The 20,628-nt window shown below is 35.8% G+C and carries 19 protein-coding genes; 15 read left to right on the forward strand and 4 right to left on the reverse strand.

Annotation, left to right across the window (positions count from 1 at the left end):
• Nucleotides 1–2: 2 nt before the first annotated feature.
• A complete protein-coding gene (locus tag BW142_RS03180) occupies nucleotides 3–1,862 on the forward strand; it encodes an alkaline phosphatase D family protein (RefSeq protein ID WP_076923846.1) in 1,860 nt (619 codons plus the stop codon).
• Between the two features lie 64 nt (nucleotides 1,863–1,926).
• Complete coding sequence (locus tag BW142_RS20695; protein WP_171972308.1) at nucleotides 1,927–2,067, forward strand: hypothetical protein; 141 nt, start codon at nucleotides 1,927–1,929, stop codon at nucleotides 2,065–2,067.
• Between the two features lie 284 nt (nucleotides 2,068–2,351).
• On the opposite strand, the gene BW142_RS03185 is transcribed toward BW142_RS20695, so the two are convergent.
• From BW142_RS03185 to BW142_RS03200, 4 genes are all read right to left on the reverse strand, one after another.
• Nucleotides 2,352–3,668 carry an O-antigen ligase family protein gene (locus BW142_RS03185; protein ID WP_076923847.1) on the reverse strand — a complete coding sequence of 439 codons (1,317 nt, stop codon included), beginning with the start codon at nucleotides 3,666–3,668 and terminating at the stop codon, nucleotides 2,352–2,354.
• A 101-nt stretch (nucleotides 3,669–3,769) separates the two neighbouring features.
• The gene (locus tag BW142_RS03190; protein WP_076923848.1) at nucleotides 3,770–4,279 is read right to left on the reverse strand and encodes a hypothetical protein; all 510 of its coding nucleotides are present in this window, start codon (nucleotides 4,277–4,279) and stop codon (nucleotides 3,770–3,772) included.
• 21 nt (nucleotides 4,280–4,300) lie between these two features.
• Nucleotides 4,301–6,304: an EAL domain-containing protein gene (locus BW142_RS03195; protein WP_076923849.1), complete on the reverse strand. Its 2,004-nt coding sequence runs from the start codon at nucleotides 6,302–6,304 to the stop codon at nucleotides 4,301–4,303.
• A complete protein-coding gene (locus BW142_RS03200; RefSeq protein ID WP_076923850.1) occupies nucleotides 6,288–6,983 on the reverse strand; it encodes a transglutaminase-like cysteine peptidase in 696 nt (231 codons plus the stop codon). The genes BW142_RS03195 and BW142_RS03200 overlap by 17 nt, the downstream gene beginning before the upstream one ends.
• Before the next feature lie 296 nt (nucleotides 6,984–7,279).
• Here BW142_RS03200 and galU point away from each other — a divergent pair, with 296 nt between their 5' ends.
• From galU to BW142_RS03270, 13 genes are read left to right on the forward strand one after another with little or no spacing between them, the layout of a single operon-like run.
• Nucleotides 7,280–8,167 (forward strand): UTP--glucose-1-phosphate uridylyltransferase GalU, encoded by an 888-nt coding sequence (gene galU, locus BW142_RS03205; protein WP_076923851.1) that lies wholly within the window; start codon nucleotides 7,280–7,282, stop codon nucleotides 8,165–8,167.
• A 50-nt stretch (nucleotides 8,168–8,217) separates the two neighbouring features.
• Nucleotides 8,218–9,423 (forward strand): O-antigen ligase family protein, encoded by a 1,206-nt coding sequence (locus BW142_RS03215; protein WP_083707544.1) that lies wholly within the window; start codon nucleotides 8,218–8,220, stop codon nucleotides 9,421–9,423.
• Entirely contained in the window at nucleotides 9,416–10,393 is a 978-nt protein-coding gene (locus tag BW142_RS03220) for an NAD(P)-dependent oxidoreductase (RefSeq protein ID WP_076923854.1), read from the forward strand. Before BW142_RS03215 ends, BW142_RS03220 begins: the two co-directional genes overlap by 8 nt.
• Nucleotides 10,390–11,370 carry a glycosyltransferase family 2 protein gene (locus tag BW142_RS03225; RefSeq protein ID WP_076923855.1) on the forward strand — a complete coding sequence of 327 codons (981 nt, stop codon included), beginning with the start codon at nucleotides 10,390–10,392 and terminating at the stop codon, nucleotides 11,368–11,370. Before BW142_RS03220 ends, BW142_RS03225 begins: the two co-directional genes overlap by 4 nt.
• Nucleotides 11,370–12,266 carry a glycosyltransferase family 2 protein gene (locus tag BW142_RS03230; RefSeq protein WP_076923856.1) on the forward strand — a complete coding sequence of 299 codons (897 nt, stop codon included), beginning with the start codon at nucleotides 11,370–11,372 and terminating at the stop codon, nucleotides 12,264–12,266. Before BW142_RS03225 ends, BW142_RS03230 begins: the two co-directional genes overlap by 1 nt.
• Nucleotides 12,267–12,269: 3 nt before the next feature.
• Entirely contained in the window at nucleotides 12,270–13,076 is an 807-nt protein-coding gene (locus tag BW142_RS03235) for a glycoside hydrolase family 16 protein (RefSeq protein ID WP_076923857.1), read from the forward strand.
• A 32-nt stretch (nucleotides 13,077–13,108) separates the two neighbouring features.
• The gene (locus tag BW142_RS03240) at nucleotides 13,109–14,062 is read left to right on the forward strand and encodes a glycosyltransferase family 2 protein (RefSeq protein WP_076923858.1); all 954 of its coding nucleotides are present in this window, start codon (nucleotides 13,109–13,111) and stop codon (nucleotides 14,060–14,062) included.
• Complete coding sequence (locus BW142_RS03245) at nucleotides 14,062–15,540, forward strand: oligosaccharide flippase family protein (protein WP_076923859.1); 1,479 nt, start codon at nucleotides 14,062–14,064, stop codon at nucleotides 15,538–15,540. The genes BW142_RS03240 and BW142_RS03245 overlap by 1 nt, the downstream gene beginning before the upstream one ends.
• A 1-nt stretch (nucleotide 15,541) precedes the next feature.
• Complete coding sequence (locus BW142_RS03250) at nucleotides 15,542–16,426, forward strand: polysaccharide pyruvyl transferase family protein (RefSeq protein WP_076923860.1); 885 nt, start codon at nucleotides 15,542–15,544, stop codon at nucleotides 16,424–16,426.
• Nucleotides 16,423–17,571, forward strand: coding sequence for a hypothetical protein (locus BW142_RS03255; protein ID WP_076923861.1), 1,149 nt, complete (start codon nucleotides 16,423–16,425; stop codon nucleotides 17,569–17,571). The genes BW142_RS03250 and BW142_RS03255 overlap by 4 nt, the downstream gene beginning before the upstream one ends.
• Nucleotides 17,571–18,584, forward strand: a complete 1,014-nt coding sequence (locus tag BW142_RS03260) for a glycosyltransferase family 2 protein (protein WP_076923862.1) — start codon at nucleotides 17,571–17,573, stop codon at nucleotides 18,582–18,584. Before BW142_RS03255 ends, BW142_RS03260 begins: the two co-directional genes overlap by 1 nt.
• Before the next feature lie 19 nt (nucleotides 18,585–18,603).
• Nucleotides 18,604–19,515, forward strand: coding sequence for a glycosyltransferase family 2 protein (locus tag BW142_RS03265; protein WP_076923863.1), 912 nt, complete (start codon nucleotides 18,604–18,606; stop codon nucleotides 19,513–19,515).
• 17 nt (nucleotides 19,516–19,532) lie between these two features.
• The gene (locus BW142_RS03270) at nucleotides 19,533–20,456 is read left to right on the forward strand and encodes a glycosyltransferase family 2 protein (RefSeq protein ID WP_076923864.1); all 924 of its coding nucleotides are present in this window, start codon (nucleotides 19,533–19,535) and stop codon (nucleotides 20,454–20,456) included.
• Nucleotides 20,457–20,628: the final 172 nt, after the last annotated feature.

Genomic DNA, 20,628 nt, shown 5'->3' on the forward strand with positions numbered 1-20,628 from the left:
ACATGATTACTCACACGGCAAACCTTCCTATTTTACTAATGGGGCCAATGGTGCGCCGTGCAGAGCAAACTGGAGTCTGCATTCAGTTTGCTACCTCCAAGCCTGCAAACTGCCAAATAACACTTATAAATCATGAATGTTATAGCGATCAACACACTGTTTCTTTAGGGGAACATTTGTACCTGCATTTCGTAATTATAAAGCCAGTAAATAATAAACTTCCTGTAGATAGCTTATTAAGCTATGGACTCATAATTGACGATACAGCAATCGATTTATCGCCGCGGTGCTATAGCAATCAAACCACGCCTGCATTTGTAATTCCCAATAAACTCAGTGATATTTTGCATGGCTCGTGCCGTAATGCACATCATCCAGCAAAAGACAGCTTAGTGTCTGCAAGTCACTGGCAAAATACTCAGCGTGGTAATAATAATCAAGGCGCGCAATTGCTATTACTCAGTGGTGATCAGGTTTATGCCGATGACGTAGCAGGCCCCATGTTATTAGCTGTTCATCAGTTAATTAAAGCCTTAGGCATTTACAAAGAGCAACCACTTGCAATTGAGCTACCCGACGATATAAATGAGCAACTTTATAATCGCCATTTGTTTTTACCAAAAACGCCGTGGCAAAAACGCTCAAAGTTAGGTGTAGGTTATTGGCTAAAAAAAGACGAACCTCACTTTTCAAGTGTAAAAGCGTATAACCACCTTATCCACTTTGAAGAATACATAGCACTTTATTTACTAAATTTTAGTGCTGCTGCTTGGCAATGCGTTGATATACAAAACACAACGTATTTAGGTCAAAGCGAGCAAAACAAAACTATTTTTAACGCTGAAAAAACAGCATTAATTGATTATGCAAAAGGCTTGAGTGAAGTAGAGCGGTTGTTTGCCAATGTATCGACATTAATGATGTTTGACGATCACGATGTAACCGACGATTGGAACCTCACCGCAGGGTGGGAGCAAGCTATAAATGAAAATCCAAGTAGTAAACGAATCATTAATAACGGTTTAATTAGTTATTGGCTATTCCAAGGAATGGGGAACGATGCACTAAATAAAACAGGCGAGCTACTGACACCTTTTAAGCAAAGCCGTACAGCTAATAATTTATGGCAGTTTAAAGCATTTGATAAACCACTAAATGATTTTAGCTTTTGGCATTACGAACTTACTACAATACCCAAAGTAGTGGTGCTAGATACACGTACGCACCGCTGGCGAAATGAGCAAAACTTTAATGAGCCTTCAGGTCTACTTGATTGGGAGCGCCTCACAGAGCTTGAGGAAAGCCTATTAAGCCACGACCAAGTTATTATTGTATCGCCAGCTCCTGTATTTGGTGTTAAATCAATAGAAGCCATTCAAGCCATGTTTAATATATGTGGCCAACCTCTCATGGTAGACGTAGAAAACTGGATGGCGCACGAAGGCTCGGCAAAAAAGCTACTCGATACTTTTAGACGCACCGACACCCCAAACGAAACCCTGATTTTATCGGGAGACGTGCATTACTCATTTTGCTTTTCGGTGCAAAAGCGTTTTGGCGATCATCCCAATCGAATTTGGCAACTTACTGCCAGTGGTATTAAAAACGAGTTTCCGCGTAAGTTAATAAACATACTCGATAAGCTCGACTCAATTTTATACGGCCCAAAAAGTCCCTTAAACTTTTTTACCAAACGTTGGCATATGGAAGTAGATAAGCACCAAACCATAGGCGAAGGGCAAAAATACTTAGTGAGCGACTCAGCTATTAGTTTAATAACACTAGAGCAAGGAAATTTAGCCCGCTATCAACTTATACATGGTGATGGTCATTTAACTGAGTTTGATTTAGAAGAACAGTAATTCTTAATCAATAATTAAATAAATTAAAGGCCTATTTGCACAAAGAGAAGCGAAAGAGGAGTAAATGAGAAGACACAATGCCAATCAGAATACAGTTTCGGTGTTTATTTTCTTCTCTAAAAGCGCAGCGCCTCATAACCTCTTAGTGAATAAATCACTTATAACGGGTACACTTGTTACGAAAGCAATGCTTGAAATTATTTAATCTATTCACCAATAAATCAATTAAAGATCTATTTGCACAAAGAGAAGCTAAAGAGGAGTAAATGAGAAGACATAATATTAATAAAAAATGCGTTTGGTTTTATTTCCTTCTCTAAAAGCGCAGCGTCTCTTAACCTCTTAGTGCATAAATCACTTGTTACAGGCTTTGCTTACCACGTCAACAAGTTAACCGTGAATTGAACCTTGGCGGTAGACGCTGAGCTTGCTCGCGTGAGAAGCGCAGCTTCTAATCATTCTATATTAGGCAATTGCTTGGCTTTGTATTTAGCTATGCTCTTTTCGACTTCGTTTAGACGCGGGTAATTTATTACTTAATATTGCCAAGCATAAAATAGTCATGAACAACATTGAGTTTGCACCCGCTTGTAAAGAGTAATCCACTAATGAATGCAGCAGCATATCTATAACTGCAATGGCACAACCAAAAGAAACGCCTTGAAACAACGCTGTTTTACGTTTTCGCATAGTCGCTATACATAACCATAAACAATAAAGTATAAGTGAGCCCAGTGCGGCTGTAGTAGGTATACCCAGCTCTACTGCAAACTGTACGTAATCGTTATGGGCGTTATCATAGTAACCAGAATAAGGCTCAGACTGGTACGCAGGGAATGCTGTATAAAATGTACCACCACCAGATCCCAATAATGGTTTATCTAAAATAAGGGGTATTGAATCACGTACAACTTCGTCACGGGTTTCTGATGAAATACTGGTTTCGCTAATACGCTGTTTAACTTTTTCTACATCAAATATAGCACCAATGATAATCAAATCGATTATAAAGAAACTTATTATAAGTAGTTTGAACGCTTTAGGTTTTTGCCTGTAAATAAAAAACGCGAGTAAGCTAACAACCATTAATGCAATAAAAAACGCTGAGTTACCCATACGGCTACGGGTTAAAATAAGCGCCACAATAATAATAATTAACGAAATACGTAAAATTATTTTTGAGCTTAAAAGTATTTCAGTCCACGCCCGAAGTGTTTGTTTTAATGTTTGTTTATAGTCGCTAGTTGAGCGTTTTAGCTCGCTAACTAAAACACCAATACCTAAACACAAACATAAAGCTAAAAAGTTAGCCAAAAAGTTAGAGTAAGTAAACGTACCAATAGCACGCTCGGTATGTTTATAGCCAAATAATGGGCTAATTATATCTGGCGATAAATTTAAATAAGTGGCATATAAAGCCTGAAAAACGCCTGCACTTATAATTGCATATATTAAATTTTTAATACGCTTTTCAGTATTACAATAAATAAATAGTAGCCAGCAAAATAAAATCATAAAACTTGTTTTAATAAGCATTTGTTTAGTCTGAAACGGGTCAACGCTTACGGTAAATATTTGTACAGCGTATACGCCCGCAACTATACTGAGTACAGTAAATAAGGGCCAAGAATATAAAGGAGGGTATAAAGGGTGCTCGTTATTAATACTGCTGTAAACTAAATGGATGAAAAAGGTAGCACTAATTAATATCCCCATTGCTAAAATTGCCCAAGGGCGGTAACTACCTAATGGTAAGGGCAGCAAAAATAAAATTGCGCAGAGTAAAAAAAATATAAAACGATTCACAGGATTCTCTAAACTAAGAGCCTAAAAAGAAGGGCTAAAAAAATAAGCCATATAAAGTAAAACGCAGCCAAAAGGCTGCGTTTTTATTATTTTATTAACGGTTAGTTACCGACTTCAGATATACCTGCATCGCCACCAGTGCCGCCGGCACCTTGAGGTACTGCAGTTGTTGGTAAAGTAACAATTACCGGAGCAGCAGGAGCTGGTGCGCCACCGGGGCCAGCTGCTGTTGCTTCAGAGGCAACAGTGGCATCAACGCCAGCGGTAATAGCAGCAAGTGTAACGGTATCGCTGTCAACGCCAGCGGCTACAAGTGCAGCTAAAAAATCAGCAATAAGTGGGCTATCAGCACCAATAGCGCCTACAACTACAGTCATCATAGAGTCAACTTGGGCAGCAGTACAATTTGTACATACGCCTTTAATAGCCGCTACTAAGTCTGCTTTAAGCTGATCTGGAGCTGTTTCAGCGGTTACGCTATTTAAAACGTTGACTAAATCAGTCATGCCTTCAGTTTGTACTACTGCATCAGTATCCGTTTGTGCATAACTTGGTAAAACTGTAAGTGCAGATGCACCAGCTATTAAGCTGGCTAATATAAATGATTTCATCTCTTGTCCCTTGGTAGAGTATTAATTACAAAATTTTAGCGCATCGGTGCAAAAAGTAAACTCTTTATTTTCGCCATTATCATTAGTTTTTATTATTTTGGTTGGCGGCATTATTAAATTGCCCTGTACGCCATCGCAACCTAAATCTTCAAGTACCTTTAAAGTTTCAGGTTTTTCAATTAAACAAGCTAAAACTTTAATACCAAAGCCATGACAAATATTATTAACTGTTTGAATAAAAAATTGGCTTTGGGTGTTATCTAATAAATCTTGAATATAGCTACCATCTATTTTTATATATTCTATATCTAACCCTTGCAAGTATCTAAACGAGGTTAAACTGGTGCCAAAGTGTTCAACACACACACTTATGCCAATATCTTTTATTGTATCTATATGTAAAGAGGCAACATGTACGTTATAAAGTAAGCTAATTTCATGCAATTCAAAAACCAAGTTTGTTTTAATAATTGGTTTAGTGTGAGCATAAAGAGTAAGCCATTCAATAAAGTCAGTTGAATACAACGAAGCCTTACTAATATTTAACGCAAATGTATCGTCTGGGTGTTGCTCTTTAACGTTTACAAAGTTACGAATTATTTTTTTGTCTAACTCTTCGGTTAAGTTAAGCTTTTCGGCCATAGCAAATAAATGGCCATTATTAACCTTTTCGCCTTCATGCGTAAAATGAGCAAACACCTCAAAGTAGCACTGCTTGTTTTGTGAGTTAGTGCGTTTAACTGGTTGCACCGAAAAACTAACTTCACCAGTAGCAATAATTGACTGAATAAGCGAACGCCACTCTTTAACACTAAATAAAGTATCTTTATCTACTTTATTTACAGCCGAATCGCCAATGGTGCAGCCGGTATCAAGGGCTGAAAGTACACCCCCGATAGATGAGCCTTTATCAACATTTACTAATGCTAAGTTAGCAAAACCATTTACGTGTAAGCTGTTTTTCTTTTTACTAAAAGCATCATTTATATCGAGGCGTGTTCTATTTAAAAATTGTATATCGAATGGGACTAAAGCAATAAAAGTACTACCGTTAAGTCTAAATATTTTAGAATTAGTTAAAGCACCAAACACATTTTGCAAAGTAACGCTTACATCATGTACGTGCTCGTCACCATCTTGGTAACTTACAGTTTGGTTAATATTAGCAAGTGAGGGGAGAGTGACCATCATTGCAGTGATTGGAGTATCGCTAGTAATGGCGTCAACCACTGAGTTAAAGTGGTTCTCAAACGAACGGCGGTTACCCAGCCCAGTGAGTGAGTCTACATATACTTCATCGGTAAGTGCTTGTGTTTGCTTTGTTAAAGAGTCAAAGGTGCTTTGTAGATTCATTACCATATTGTTAATGGCTTTAGTTACAGTACGTAGCTCGCGTGCAACTGGTATTTCGTCGTTTAATGTAAAGCGTTTACGCGTTACCAAGTGTGCTTGGTTTTCTACTGCTTTTAAAGGTTTAAATACAGCACGTAATATTAAATATGCTACAGCAAGCGACGCTACTAATAAAAATAAAGAGCCATAAAAGCTGCGTTTAGTATGTTCCCATAGCGTTAAATACGATTGCCCAACATGGCTTGTTACTTCAAGCACTCCAGCCATAATCCAGCCATTGTTTAATTCTGATTGCATAGTAGGAGCTTTAAGCTTTACTGCTGTAATAAACCAATTAGGTACAGACTCAACGCGTTTAGGGCTTGTTAGGTCAAAAACTATTTTATTATCGGGGTTAGTAAATTTTATTTGTTTGTAATAACCGGAGTCGAAAATAGCGGTTGCCATGGTTTGGGCAATCATTAAGCTATCTTCTTCAAGGTAGGGCGATATAGAAAGCCCTAAGCTTGTTGCAGTATCTTGCGCGTGGCTACCCATTTGCGTTTGTAAGTATTGGCGAGTGGTATCAACGTCAGTAATTACGCGTACAAAAAACGAAAGTACCGAAATCAATATAATAAGGCCATATACTTGGGTTTTTAAACTCAATCCATTTTTAAAAAGTCGAGACATAACTCGGTGTTCCTTTATCACTTTTGGCGGGCGCAAGCTCACCTTGTTCAATTCGCTCTAACATGGTGTTCCAGGCAGAAACACCACGGCTATTTTTTACTTTATTACCTAACCCTTTTGATTTGGCTAACCATAAACCTTGGCCATTAAAACTATAGATAGGTGTTAAGTCAGGGCGCTTATTAGCGGGCAGTAGTTTAGTGTTAAAATTGCCTAAAACAAAGGGGATTTGATTAGGAGTTTCAATATAAATAAGTACCATGTGAGGTTGATTAACTGTTTTTTGACGTACATACATTAAACGTACTTTATCTTCGGGTACGCCCAGTGCTATTAACGTAAAGTATTTGGCAATTACGTAGTCTTCACAATCACCCATACCAACGCCTAAACTCTCAAGTGGGGTGGCCCAATAATCTTTTTGGTGCCAAAGCTCATCATCGGTTTTGTATTTAATGTGTTTATTAAAAAAGTCATTCACTAAATGGATTTTTTGCCATTCACTTTTATCAGCTGACTCATCTATAAAACTTAGCCAATTTTTAATACGTTTATGCCCTTCATCACCATACTGTTTTTGAGCGCGCGCAATTATATCGCTATTGCGTAAATACAAAAGCATATCTTGTGCGCATACAAAAAAAGACACTAATAATAAAATGTAAAACCCTAAACGCACAAATGTTCCTTCAAGTCTGTGATCCCTAATAACTAAACAAGCCTAGTATAGTATTGGTAGCTTTGAAAAGGTAGATCACTAAAAAGTATGAGAGCACTGAAATAGTGCGATGCAACCCAATGTTGTGCAACATGAAGTTAACAAAAAAACAATCAAAAAGTACTCTTTAATTATTGAGTGCATTATTGTGTTGTGTATAATAGCAAGCTCACACGGCATGTGAAGCGCTCAAAAAGGGATTTTAGCTTAGCAATTCCTTTTTTTGTTGTTTAACAAAAATAATGAAAGGAATTAAAGTGAAAGTTTTAAAAGCAGTATTACCTGTAGCTGGCCTTGGTACGCGTATGCTACCAGCCACAAAAGCCATCCCTAAAGAAATGCTTCCTCTGGTAGATAAACCTTTAATTCAATACGTAGTCAACGAAGCTGTAGCAGCTGGCATTAAAGAAATTGTGCTTGTTACACACGCTTCAAAAAATTCAATAGAAAATCACTTTGATACAAGCTTTGAGCTAGAAGCTACACTAGAGGCGCGCGTAAAGCGTAGTTTACTAGAAGAGGTTCGCTCAATAGTACCAAAAGATGTAACCGTAATTTCGGTTCGCCAATCAGCACCACTAGGCTTAGGCCATGCTGTTTTAGCAGCGCGCCCAATTGTTGGTAATAACCCATTTGCAGTAATGCTACCCGACGTAATTATTGATAAATACAAATCAAATTCAAAAACCGACAATTTAAGCCAAATGATCGACCGATTCGACAAAACAGGCTACAACCAAGTAATGGTAGAGCCCGTACCTCAAGAGCAAGTTCACCAATATGGTGTAGTTGATATAGCCGGTAAAAAAATAAATGCAGGCGAAAATGCTGCAATTAAAAATATGGTCGAAAAACCAAATAACGATGAAGCACCAAGCAATTTAGCTATTACTGGGCGCTATGTTGTATCTACAGCAATTTGGGATTTACTTGAATACACACCACCTGGGGCAGGCGGTGAAATACAACTTACTGATGCCTTATTACAATTGCGCCACCTAGAAACGCTTGAAGCCTACCACCTAAAAGGGAAGTCGCATGATTGTGGTTCTAAATTAGGTTATATGCTTGCCAATGTAGAATATGCAATGCAATCAAGTCATATGGGTGAAGAGTTTAGCAAGAAAGTAAAAGAGCTCTTTTAAAAACACCTTGACTTATATGCAACTAAGCAGGCTATTTATTTTAAGTTTTTATGTTAATTAAAAAAGATCACTTATACGCTTCAGTTTGGGCATTTTTAGCCGTAGGCGCATTGTTATTTAATTCAATGTTTGGCGGGGTAGCTGCTTTAGTATTTTTAATCGCAGGCTTTATATATGCAGCTTCTGGAGTCACTTTCACCTTAAAAGTTTGTAGAAAAAACTGGGAGCTTTTTTTAATACCAGCACTATGTTTAGCCTCAGTAGTTTGGTCTGATATACCAACATTTGCTTTGCGAGCCAATATACAGTTTTTACTAACAACCGTATTTGCTGTAGTTATTGCTAGCAGGCTTACGTTAAATTTGTTTTTAAGATCTTCAGCTGTCGTAATGTTAATTGCAATGCTGATGAGTTTGCTTTCATCAAGGACTGCATTAAATGGGATGACTGGTGAAATTAGTTTAATTGGCATCTTCAGTAGTAAGAACTACTTAGCAATAAATACAGCTATTTGTATAGCATTAGCAATTACTTTATCGATGAATAAAAAAATTGACTTTACGAGTAGAGTGTTAGGCTTACTTCTTTTGCTAATTTCAACTTTAGTTCTAATTAAAGCAAAGTCATTAGGATCAATTGTCTTTGTGATTGGCAGTTTATTAATAAGTTTTTTTATTGTTTATTACCAAAATTTACTACTAGATAGCTTTACAAGAAGTAAATTGAACTGGCTCATGGTTCTTACTTTTTTTCTTGTAATGTGCGTTATAGTTTTTTCATTGATAAGTGGAAGCTTTAATGAGTTTATGTATAACATTGGTAAAGACCCAACCCTAACTGGTAGAACACTTTTATGGGAAAGAGGGGTCCATTTAATAGCAGAAAAGCCTTTGTTAGGTGTAGGATTTCAAAGCTTGTTTTACATCGGTAATAATGTTGCTGAAGATATATGGGCTATTCATCATGTACCTTCGGGTGCAGGGTTTAACTTTCATAATATGTATGTAGATATAAGTGTAGAACTAGGGTTATCTGGGCTTTTTTTATATTTAGTTTTTATAATTATGATAATAAGAAAAATTTTTAATTTTAAGCATATTACTGTAGGTAGCTCACACTTTTTTGCAGTAGTAATTATGAGTTACCTATTTTTACAAACATTTTTAGAAGCCGTTTGGTTTGAGCAGTTTACGATTGTCCACTTTTTTATGTGTGTATCATGGGTGTATTTAAAGGAAGAAGAACGTTATGAATAATGAAGCATTAAAAGGTGCGATTATATTTGGTGGATCAGGTTTCATAGGTTCTCACCTAATAGATAATTTGTTAGCAAAAGGCTATAAAACAATTACTTCTGTAGATATTAAAAACCCGAAAGTAAAAAGAGAAGATGTTGAGTATATTTTAGCGGATGTAAGAGACCTTAGCACACTATCACTAAACAATAAAAATATAAGTACTATCTATAATTTTGCAGCTATACATACAACCCCAGGCCATGAACACCATGAATATTATGAAACTAACATTTTGGGTGCGAATGAGGTAACTAAGTTTGCTGAAAATAATGGCATAAATGAAATTATTTTCACAAGTTCTATTTCTGTATATGGCCCAAGTGAGAGCAGAAAAACTGAAGCATCTACACCTGCGCCGGTTTCATCGTATGGTTTCTCTAAAATGATGGCAGAACAAATTCATCATACGTGGCATGAGCGAAATAAAAAATCAAAATTAATAGTAGTGAGGCCTGCAGTTGTTTTTGGACCCGGCGAAGGCGGTAATTTTACTCGTTTAGCTAGTTTGCTTGATAAAGGTTTCTTCATTTACCCAGGAAGAAAAGACACAATTAAGTCATGTATCTATGTAGATGACTTACTTTACTCAATAGAGCATGCCAGAAATAAAGATACTAACTTTATTTTATTTAATGGGGCATATACTACTCGATATACGTTGGAAAATATTGTAAATACCTTTCAGAAAGAGCATTTTCCAAAAGTCAAAACTATGCTTTTCCCAAAAAGCGTAATGTTGGCGGGTGCTTCATTTTTAAAAATAATTAATTTTTTAGACATTGGTATTCACCCAGAGCGAATTTTAAAATTAATACATTCAACAGATGTTTACCCGCAATGGCTTGAAGATGAGGGGTTAACATTTGAGAATGGCTTAGAAAATGCCCTAGCTAAATGGGAGCAAGATACCAATGGGAGCTTTAAGTGAGTGACTTAAATGTATTAGTGATTATACCTTGCTTAAACGAAGAAGCGCATATAGAAAAATTGCTACTGCAGCTTATTAGTGAATCACCAAAACTTATAGTTGTAGCTGACGGTGGTAGTACTGATAAAACAATAGAGATTGTTAAGCAATACAGTAAGAACTATCCAAATATAAAACTAATTAATAATCATAAAAAAATTCAAAGTGCAGGCATTAACCTAGCTGTAAAAGAATATGGCTACGAATTTAAATATTTTATAAGAGTAGATGCACATGGTGAATATCCGGATGACTTTTTAAAAACGCTTTATCAAGAAGTATTAAATTTAAAGGCTGACTCAATAGTCATAAGCATGGATACATTTGGTGAAAATGGATTTCAAAAAGCAGCTGCATGTGCTCAAAACTCTAAACTAGGGAATGGTGGATCCGCCCATCGAAATAACAGTGATGGCGAATGGGTTATACATGGGCATCATGCATTAATGAGTATAGAGGCTTTTGAAAAAGTGGGTGGCTATGATGAATCATTTGTAGCTAACGAAGATGCAGAGCTTGATTTTAGGCTAACTGCTGCAGGGTACAAAATTTGGTTAACTGGCAAAACAAAAATGAAATATTACCCTCGCAGCACTCTTAAGGCTCTTTTCGTTCAATACTACCGCTATGGTGTAGGGCGGGCGAGTAATGCACTTAAACACAAGCAAATTCCCAAAATACGACAATTAATACCATTATCAGTATTTCCATGCTTGTTAATGTGTTTACTAGCTTCAATTAGCTGGGTGTTTACTTTTCCTTTTATCGGTTGGCTAAGTATATGCTTAGGTTATGGAACATTACTCGCTTTAAAGAGCCGTTCATTAACTAATCTACTATCAGGACTTATTGCTGCAACTATGCATTATGGTTGGTCTATGGGGTTTTGTAATAAATTGCTAAAAAGTGCTCTTAATTCAGCGATGGGTAAATCATAATGGTTGAAATTACTATTGCTATTTGTACATACAAAAGGCTAGAGATAAAGCAAACGCTAATTTCTATTGCTGAACAAATACTACCAGAGGATATGCTGATAAGAGTAGTTGTTGCAGATAACGATGTTGAGCCAACTGCTCGACCAAATATAGAAAAAACAGCAAGCGATTTAGGTTTAATGCTGACATATGTTCATGCACCCTCACGTAATATATCAATAGCAAGAAATGCGTGTTTAGCTAATTGTAAAACAAAATGGCTCGCTTTTATTGATGATGATGAAACAGTATCTAATAAATGGCTTTATGAATTATATTTGACAGCTGTTAATGAGAATGCAGAAGTAGTGTTAGGGCCTGTAGAGTCAATCTACCCAAATGATGCGCCTAAATGGATAGTGCAATGCGATCTTCATTCTACTAAACCCGTATTTGTAAATGGCGTAATCGAGACGGGTTATACATGTAACACATTACTAAATTTAGAATCTGATCACCTTAAAAATGAAACATTTGATTTAGCACTTGGTAAAAGTGGTGGTGAAGATACAGATTACTTCTCACGAGTTTTTAAAAAGGGAGCTAAGTTAAAGTATGCAGAAAATGCACTTGTGTTTGAACCAGTTACAAATGGAAGAGCGAGTTTAAATTGGTTAGCAAAGCGTAGGTTTAGAATGGGACAGACATATGCACCTACTAAATTTACACCTACTTCGGGGCGGTTGTTTTTAGTAAAGCTAATGTGTAAGTCATTAGCAAAGGTCATGTTTTGCTCTTTAATGTCTTTATTATTTTGTTTACAAGCCAGTAGAAGGTATAGCTGGTTTTTAAGAGGGTGTTTCCACTTTGGTGTTATGACTAAATTAACTGGCGTTAAAAATATAGAGTTGTATTAATACATGTATCATATTTTAATAATATCCATATTTGCTTTATTTAGCGTAAATGTAGGAGCGAAAGAGTTAATTTGGAGTGATGAGTTTGATATTGATGGATTACCCGATCCTGCAAAATGGCATTACGAAAAGGGCTATATACGAAATGGTGAGGCGCAGCACTATCAAGAAAAAAATAGTGCTAATAGCCGTGTAAAAAATGGCTATTTAATAATTGAGTCACACTATCAAGCTGCTAAAAAGCCACAAAGTGTTTGGCAATACTTATTTGATGATCAACCTAAAGATAGTTACACATCAGCAAGTTTAACCACAGAGCACATACCAGGGTTTGGTAATGGACGTATTGAAGTTAGGGCAAAATTGCCTCAAGGCCGAGGCGTATGGCCAGCTATCTGGCTGTTAGGCAGTAATATTAAAAAAGTAGGTTGGCCTATGTCTGGTGAAATTGACATTATGGAATATGTTGGCTTTGACCCAAATCAAGTCCATTCAGCAATTCATACTAATGCACGTAATCACAACAAAGGCAATGCGCTTAATGCCTCTTTGGTAGTAGATGACCTCTCAAATAAGTTTCATATATATAGTGTCGAACGGACTAACAAACGTATCGATTTCTATGTCGACAATACACTGCACTTTAGCTATCAAAAAGAAGATAATTCAGCTTCTTCTTGGCCCTTTAATCAACCAATGTACCTGATTATTAATTTAGCTATTGGTGGGGGCTGGGGAGGAAAAAAAGGTATTGACAACACAATTTTTCCACAACAGTTTTTTATTGATTACGTTAGAGTTTATAAATAAAAATTACTGAAAGAATATTATCAAGGATAAAGATGTCGAAAGATCATACTGTTGCTGTAATTATTGCAGCATACAACGCAGCAGGGACTATAGCTCGAGCAATTGATTCAGTTGTTGATGAAGAATGCGTTGCTCAGGTTATTGTGGTTGATGACTGTTCAACAGACGAAACAATGGAAATAGCTAAACAACTTGAGAATACCCACAGTAAAGTGTCTGTATATTCAACCGCAATTAATAGTGGCCCTTCTAAAGCAAGAAATATTGCATTAAAGCATTGTTCTTGTGAGTGGATAACAGTTCTTGATTCTGATGATTATATTGAAGTGGGACGCTATAAAAAATTGTTGAACAATAGTAAAGGTTATCAACTAATAGCTGATGATCAATATAGAGTCATCGAAGGGGAGCCTACCTCAACAAAAACAAACATGATGGGTAATAGTTACAATTTTCCATTTGATATTTCGTTATCAGAATTTATAGACTCAAACATAAGTAAAAAAGGAAAAGAGCGCCAAGAGTTAGGCTTTATAAAACCTATTATAAAGCGTAATTTTCTTGTCAAAAACAATTTAATCTACCAAGAGAATATGCGCTTGGGTGAAGATTACGAGTTATATTGTAGGTGCCTTGCATTAGGCGCTAAATTAAAACTGATAGAGGCTTCTGGCTACGTAGCTACTGTACGAGCAAACTCGCTATCAGGCAACCATAGCATGCACGATTTAATACAATTGCGAGATTGTGATTATAAAATGATTTCATCTCTACCTATTTCGCCTCAAGAAAGACAACTTTTTAAACTGCACGCAAAAAGCATTAACGCCAAAATTCAATGGATAGAATTTTACACATCATTAAAAAAATTAAAGTTTGCCTCAAGTTTAAAAGCATTCTTTAATTCATTAACTGCCTTAAGCTATATTTTAAAGCAGTTAAAAAACGAATTTGTTAAGCGTTTTTTAAAAAGAGAAGTTAATTGATGGAAGCCTCTGCCAAAGGGATATTTTGGTTGTTTTTTAGCAAGTTTTTCCCTCCAATTATAAACTTTGCAGTTTTTGCTTATACAGCGCGCATACTTGCACCTGAAGACTTTGGTTTAGTGGCCATGGCATTAGCAATTATTTTTATTGCCAGTAGCTTTATGCCATCGGGCTGGCGTGATGCCATTATTAAATACCAAATTGAAGATACACTTACAATCAGCAGTATTTTTTGGTTAAATTTGGCTGTATCGCTGCTTTTGTCTGCCATTATTGTCGCTTTTTCTTTGCTGTCATTTTTTGATTTTCAAAGCCAAACCTTTAACTTAGCCATTACCATATTCTGTTTGAAACTCATTTTTGATGGGCTTTTTTATACATTAAACATAGTGTTACTAAAGCAGCAGTTATATTCCCTAATTGCGCTACGCACAATATTTTCAGCAGTTATATCTGCGATTATTATTATCGCACTGCTGTTATTAGATTTTGGCGTTTGGGCTTTAATTTGGGCACAAGCTATTTTATCTATTGCTAACTTTTTAGCTGTATATTTACCCACCAGAAAACTGGTTACCTTTAAGTTTTCACTGGCGAGTATAGTTAAGCTCAACAGTTTCGCTACTTATTCAACGCTTACTACTGGGGTTAGTTCTGTATTAAACCATTATGAATCAGTGATAATTGGTGGTGTTTTGGGTAAGCGAGAACTTGGTTTTTATAATGTTGCTAAACGGCTTTCCAATATTATTAGTGATATATTTATAGTGACGGTTAACGAGATTAGCTTTCCTCTTTTAGCTAAAAAACAAGAAGAATTGATAGAGTTTCGAAAGGCTTTTATGAACTCTGTTTATTTTTCAGTGCTGTGTTTGTTTCCGTTATTTACTTTTTGTTTTATCAATAGCGAAAAAATATTTTTATTATTTTTTACCGAAAAATGGCTAAATGCAGCGGTGGTGTTTCAAGCTTTTTGTATCATGTTCCCTTTTATTATTTTAGGCATACCACAAAAAAATATTATTATATTAAGTAACCATGCTAAGTGGTGGTTTCAGCTACAAGTTAAACTTTCGCTAATTATCGTGCCGCTTACTGCCATCAGTGCTTTTTGGGGATTAAATACTTTGCTAATCACCCTTATATTTGGGAAGAGTTTGTACTGCTCAGTATCAATGTGGAAATCATGCCAGCTGTTATCACTTAATATAAAAGAGTATATAGCCAATTTTATAGTGCCCTTAATTTGTTGTATCGTCGCGGCAATTACAACCTCGCTCATAACTCAGTTTATTCCACCGCTCAAGTTTATATTATTAGATATTATTATTTCAGCCACTATCTTTTTTATAACCTATTTAGCTCAGTTACTTTTATTTGATAGAAAAAAATTAGTCAACATTGGTTTAATATTATTGCCCAATAATCACCATTTAATCATGCTTGCTAAAAAACTTAATATTCAGGAACCTCAATAACATGAAACTTACTTTTTACAAAGGTGATACTCCCAACTTTGGTGACGACTTAAATAACATTATGTGGGATGCATTACTCGCTCCGGGCTTTCTTGATGATAATGAAGACGAGCTTTTTTTAGGAGTTGGCTCTATTTTATGGGACTTTTTACCTAAAAAACCTAAGAAAATTGTAATGGGGTCAGGGTACGGAGGTTATTCCGGTAAACCCAATCTAAATGACGGAAGTTGGGATGTTGCTTTTGTACGCGGCCCCAGAACAGCCAAGGCATTAAATTTAGACCCTAAATTAGCCATTACTGATGCCGCTATTTTAACGCGCTTTATGAACTTACCAGCACAAGCAAAAAAATATAAAGTGAGCTTTATGCCACACTGGGAAAGTATAGGTCGGGGTAACTGGCAAAAAGTATGCAAGCAAGCGGGTATTAATTATATAGATCCAACAGATCCAGATGTGTTGACTTCGTTACAAGCCATACAACAAACTGAATTATTAATAACAGAGGCTATGCATGGCGCTATTTTGGCCGATACGCTTCGAGTGCCATGGTTAGCATTAGAGCCTATTTTCCCTCTCCATAGAAATAAATGGTTTGACTGGTCAGAATCAATGTCAATTGATCTTAAATTTAATGCAACGCCAAGTTCCTCTATTAAAGATTTATGGTCACATAAAACTGGCAACCGAGGTTTAGGAAAACGCAGTGAGCAAGTCGGTAAATTATTAAATTTTACCGATTCGTATTTTATCGACAGAGCTGCAGAGAAGTTAGTATTACTCGCTAAAAAACACGGGCAAATGAGTAATGATAATACCTTTATTGAGAGGTCTGAGATGGCGATAGAAAAATTATCGCAGTATTGTGAGGTTAAAAGCTTATGATTATTCATGCACCAGAAATACAACAGGTTGATGCAGAGCAATGCCAAATCTCTTTTAAGCTTAGTGATTCACCTTTTACTGAATCATCGTTAACGTATTATGTATCACTGCAACAGCAACAATTGTTATCCGAGTCAGTGGATTGTGCATTAATTGCCTTATTAATGCCTTGCATGGCTGCAAACGAGCCTATTATTTTAAATGGCCATTTATCTCGTCGATTATTTACTTGTTTGCCAACCATTCAAGCACTATTGCGTTCAGTTTATTCTGAGTTAACTATTATCCCAATAACGGCTGAACGTTTGATTGGGGCTAGCAAAGAAATAAAAAACAATACAATAGCCACTGGCTTCTCTGGAGGGGTCGACTCATTCGCCACAGTAGCCGATATAAAAGCAGAGAATATTGAATACTTTTTATTTAATAATGTTGGTTCACATGGAGAGGCGGGTGAACGGTTGTTCGAACAACGTTACAATTTTGTCTCTAAATGCGCCGTACAATTAAAAACGCCTTTGCTCAAAATTAATTCAAATCTAGACCTGTTTTATGATAACGGAATGTTGAACTTTATTTATAATCATACACTTAGGAATGTTTCAGTTGCTTTGCTAATACAGCAAGGTATAAATCAATTTTATTATGCTTCTGCTTATCATCTTAGTGATTTTCAATTTTATAACAGGCCCACAATAGCCCACCTGGACCCAATGTTATTACCTTTGTTGTCTACCGAGAACATAGCTGTTTTACCTCATGGAACATTATTAACTCGGTTTACTAAAACTCAGTTGATCACAGCCTTTCCCGAATCATATCAATATCTTGATGTTTGTGTGGATGAAGAAAGTGAGAATAATTGCTCAAATTGTTATAAATGCAGACGCACAATGGCTACGCTTGATATTTTAGGCAAAAGAGAGCTCTATAAAGATGTGTTTGACTTTTCGCTTTATGATAAAAAGAAATTTAATATTTTCTATGAGCTGTACTCAGATAAAGCACCTATGGCACAAGAAATAATTGATTTTGTGAGAGAAAATAATTCTTCAATTTCTCTGCATATATTATTTCTATCAAGAGTATTATCAAAATTAAAGCTGCCTTACCGTATTAGGCAACGTTTAATAGGGAGAGTTTAATGCTAATAAATAATGTTGGTGTGGTGATACCTTTTTATCAAAGAGCGTCAGGTATACTCGCGAAAGCACTGTTATCAATTGTGGCACAACAGGTTGAAAATACAGCATTTACCATTGTAATTGTTGATGATGGTTCTCCTGTAGCTGCAGACAACGAGCTTACTACCTTGGAGTTGCCTGAACATTGTCGTATAGAATTAATCAAGCAAAAAAATGCAGGGCCAGCAGTTGCTAGAAATACCGCATTAGATTACTTGCAAGAATGCGGAATCAGTATCGTCGCTTTTTTAGATTCAGATGATGTTTGGAAGGAGCAACATATTTCAGAAGCCTTATCTGCACTGTCAGATGGAGCGGGGTTTTATTTTTGTAATCATAGCCGCTTTAATAAAACAGGGTCCTGGTTTAATTCACTTGAATGTTTTGAAAATTGGGATGAAACGGCTGACGTTTATGATATTAAGTTAAGTGTAGATAAACAATTAGCTGAGTTAACCGGTGCTAATTGTTTTAAGCTATTTATCAAAGACTATTTAAGCCAAACTTCTTGTATTGTTTATGATTTTAAGTCGCAACCTAACGCTCGTTTTGATCCATCTTTAGTTAGCGCAGGGGAAGACTTTTTACTTTGGTTACAATTAGTAAATAACTGCGAAAAGGTTGTGTTTTCATTTAATGAAAATACTTATTGTGGTGAAGGTGTGAATATTTATTTTGACTCGTTTGATTGGAGTAAGCTTGATTCTTCGACCCAAGTAGGATTTGAGTTTGTTCTGTTTAAAATGATATTGTCTACGTTTTTCTTGCAAGAGAATGAACATAACCATATTAAGAGAATGGCTGAATACCATCTTAATCTTTATTCTTATTTAATGATAAAGCATTTAATATCAGGAAAGGGTTTTAATCTTCGTTTAGCAACGATTATATTCAAAAAGTTTCCATCTTCAATGTTTTCTGTGCCGTTTCGCTTCCTTATGGCTGTTGTAAATAGAGATATTTTAAAAAAATAAAAAGTTGTTTATAAAAATTATGAATAAAATTATTGTTTCTACTTTAACCACAGGTAGCCGTAATGAGACATTCAATCATTGCTTAGCTAGCTTGCAGGAGCTCGCTAATATATCGGACTATCAGATTGATATATTAGTTGTTGAGAACAACAAAGTAGCTGATAAAAGTGTATTAGGAATAATTGAAAATTATTCTAACGGTAAAAAGCACGTTAAGCATTTATTAGAGCCTCTACAGGGGATCCCTCATGCTCGCAATGCAGCGCTTAATTTTGCAAAAAAAGAAGGCTATACATATTTAGCATTTATTGATGATGATGCTTTTGCGTCAAAATGTTGGATAGAAAACTTAGTTAAAACCATTGAAACTAATAATGTTGCATCTGGGCCTCAATTAGCAATATTTCCAGAATCAACAGGGACGTTTTACCGTAATGCTGCTGTATATCATGAGCGTACGATAGCTGATGGGGATGGGGTTAAATGGGCTGCTACAAATAATATTTTAATTGATATAAGTTTTATGGAAGCAAATGATTTGAGCTTTAACCCAGAGCTTATAAATGGTGGCGAAGATAAAGAGCTATTTTTAAGGGTTAATAAATCAGGTGGAAATCTTATATGGAGCAAAGAGGCTGTCGTTAGTGAGTATGTAGCCCAAAGTCGCTTATCTGTTAAGTGGGCTATGCGCAGAACATTTAGAATTGGTGCTACAGGTTTTATGATTGAGTCATCAGTAAAAACACCTTTTATGACTTATTTATCGTGTATTTTTAAAGGTTGGGTGTATTTAACCAAAGGTGTTTTACTTTTACCCTACCATGCTATTTCACCTAAAAGTTCTACATTAAATTCTTTATGTGATTTATCGCACGGAGTTGGTTTTTTTTACGGCTTATTCAGCAGAGGCCGAGTTAGTAAATATACATAATTTATTTAGGATTTATAATGTCAAACGCTATTGATATTTCAGTTGTAATTGCAGCGTGGAATGCAGAGGATTTTATATTAACCGCTATTAACTCCGCTTTGTCGCAAGAAGGGGTTTCTGTAGAAGTTATAGTGGTTGATGACGCATCAACTGATAATACATGTAATGTGGTTGAATCAATAATTGATTCACGTGTTAAGTTATTGCGCTCAGAGGCAAATGGCGGGCCGGGGGCAGCACGAAATATTGGCTTTGATGCTGCGAAAGGCACATGGATTGCTGTGTTGGATTCTGATGATTCTATGTCTCAAAATAGATTGAAAAACATGCTGGGCGCCGCTCCAGCTAAAGCTGATGTTTTAATCGATAATTTTTGTGAGTTAAGTAGCAATGGCATTTTATCTAAGCCTTTCTATTCGCATACTGAATTACCGCTAGGTAGATTAAATTTATCGTTTCTTATAGAAACTAATTTAGTATTTACTGGTGTAAAATCGACAGGTTATGTTAAGCCGCTGTTTAAAAATGAGTTTGTAAAAAAACACAGTATAAAATACTGGCCAGAAGTAAAAATTGGCGAAGATTATTATTTTTTGGCAAGTTGTTTAGCACAGGGAGCAAATGCAGAGGTCCTTAATGAGGCCGGCTATGTTTATACTGTACGAGACGGGTCAATTTCAAGTAAATTAGAAATAGAACATATTGATAAATTATTGAACTTCGATAAAAAGTTTATCAGGGAATATCATTTGTCTGATTTAGAGACATCTGCACTAAAAATTCGTAATAAAAATTTAAAACGTGCTTTTCATTATTTAGTGCTTATTGAGCAGATTAAAGCACGAAGAATATTATCTGCGCTGCTTAACATAATTTGCAATCTACCAAGTGCTTTGTTGCTTATTCTCCCAATTAAGAAAAGATTATTATTTTGGAAGTGATTAAATTTGGGGAAATAGCTAAAAAACCATTCAGATATTAAGTTTATTATTAATGATGTAATAAACTTCAATATTGTTAACTCTCTTACTGTAAAGCTTAATTATGATAGTTCCTTTAAAATTAAGCTGTGCATTAAAACTTGCAGTAAGTTTATAAACTCTTGGATCATTA

The sequence above is a fragment of the Pseudoalteromonas sp. EB27 genome (genome assembly GCF_001974875.1).
Classification (GTDB): Bacteria; Pseudomonadota; Gammaproteobacteria; order Enterobacterales; family Alteromonadaceae; genus Pseudoalteromonas.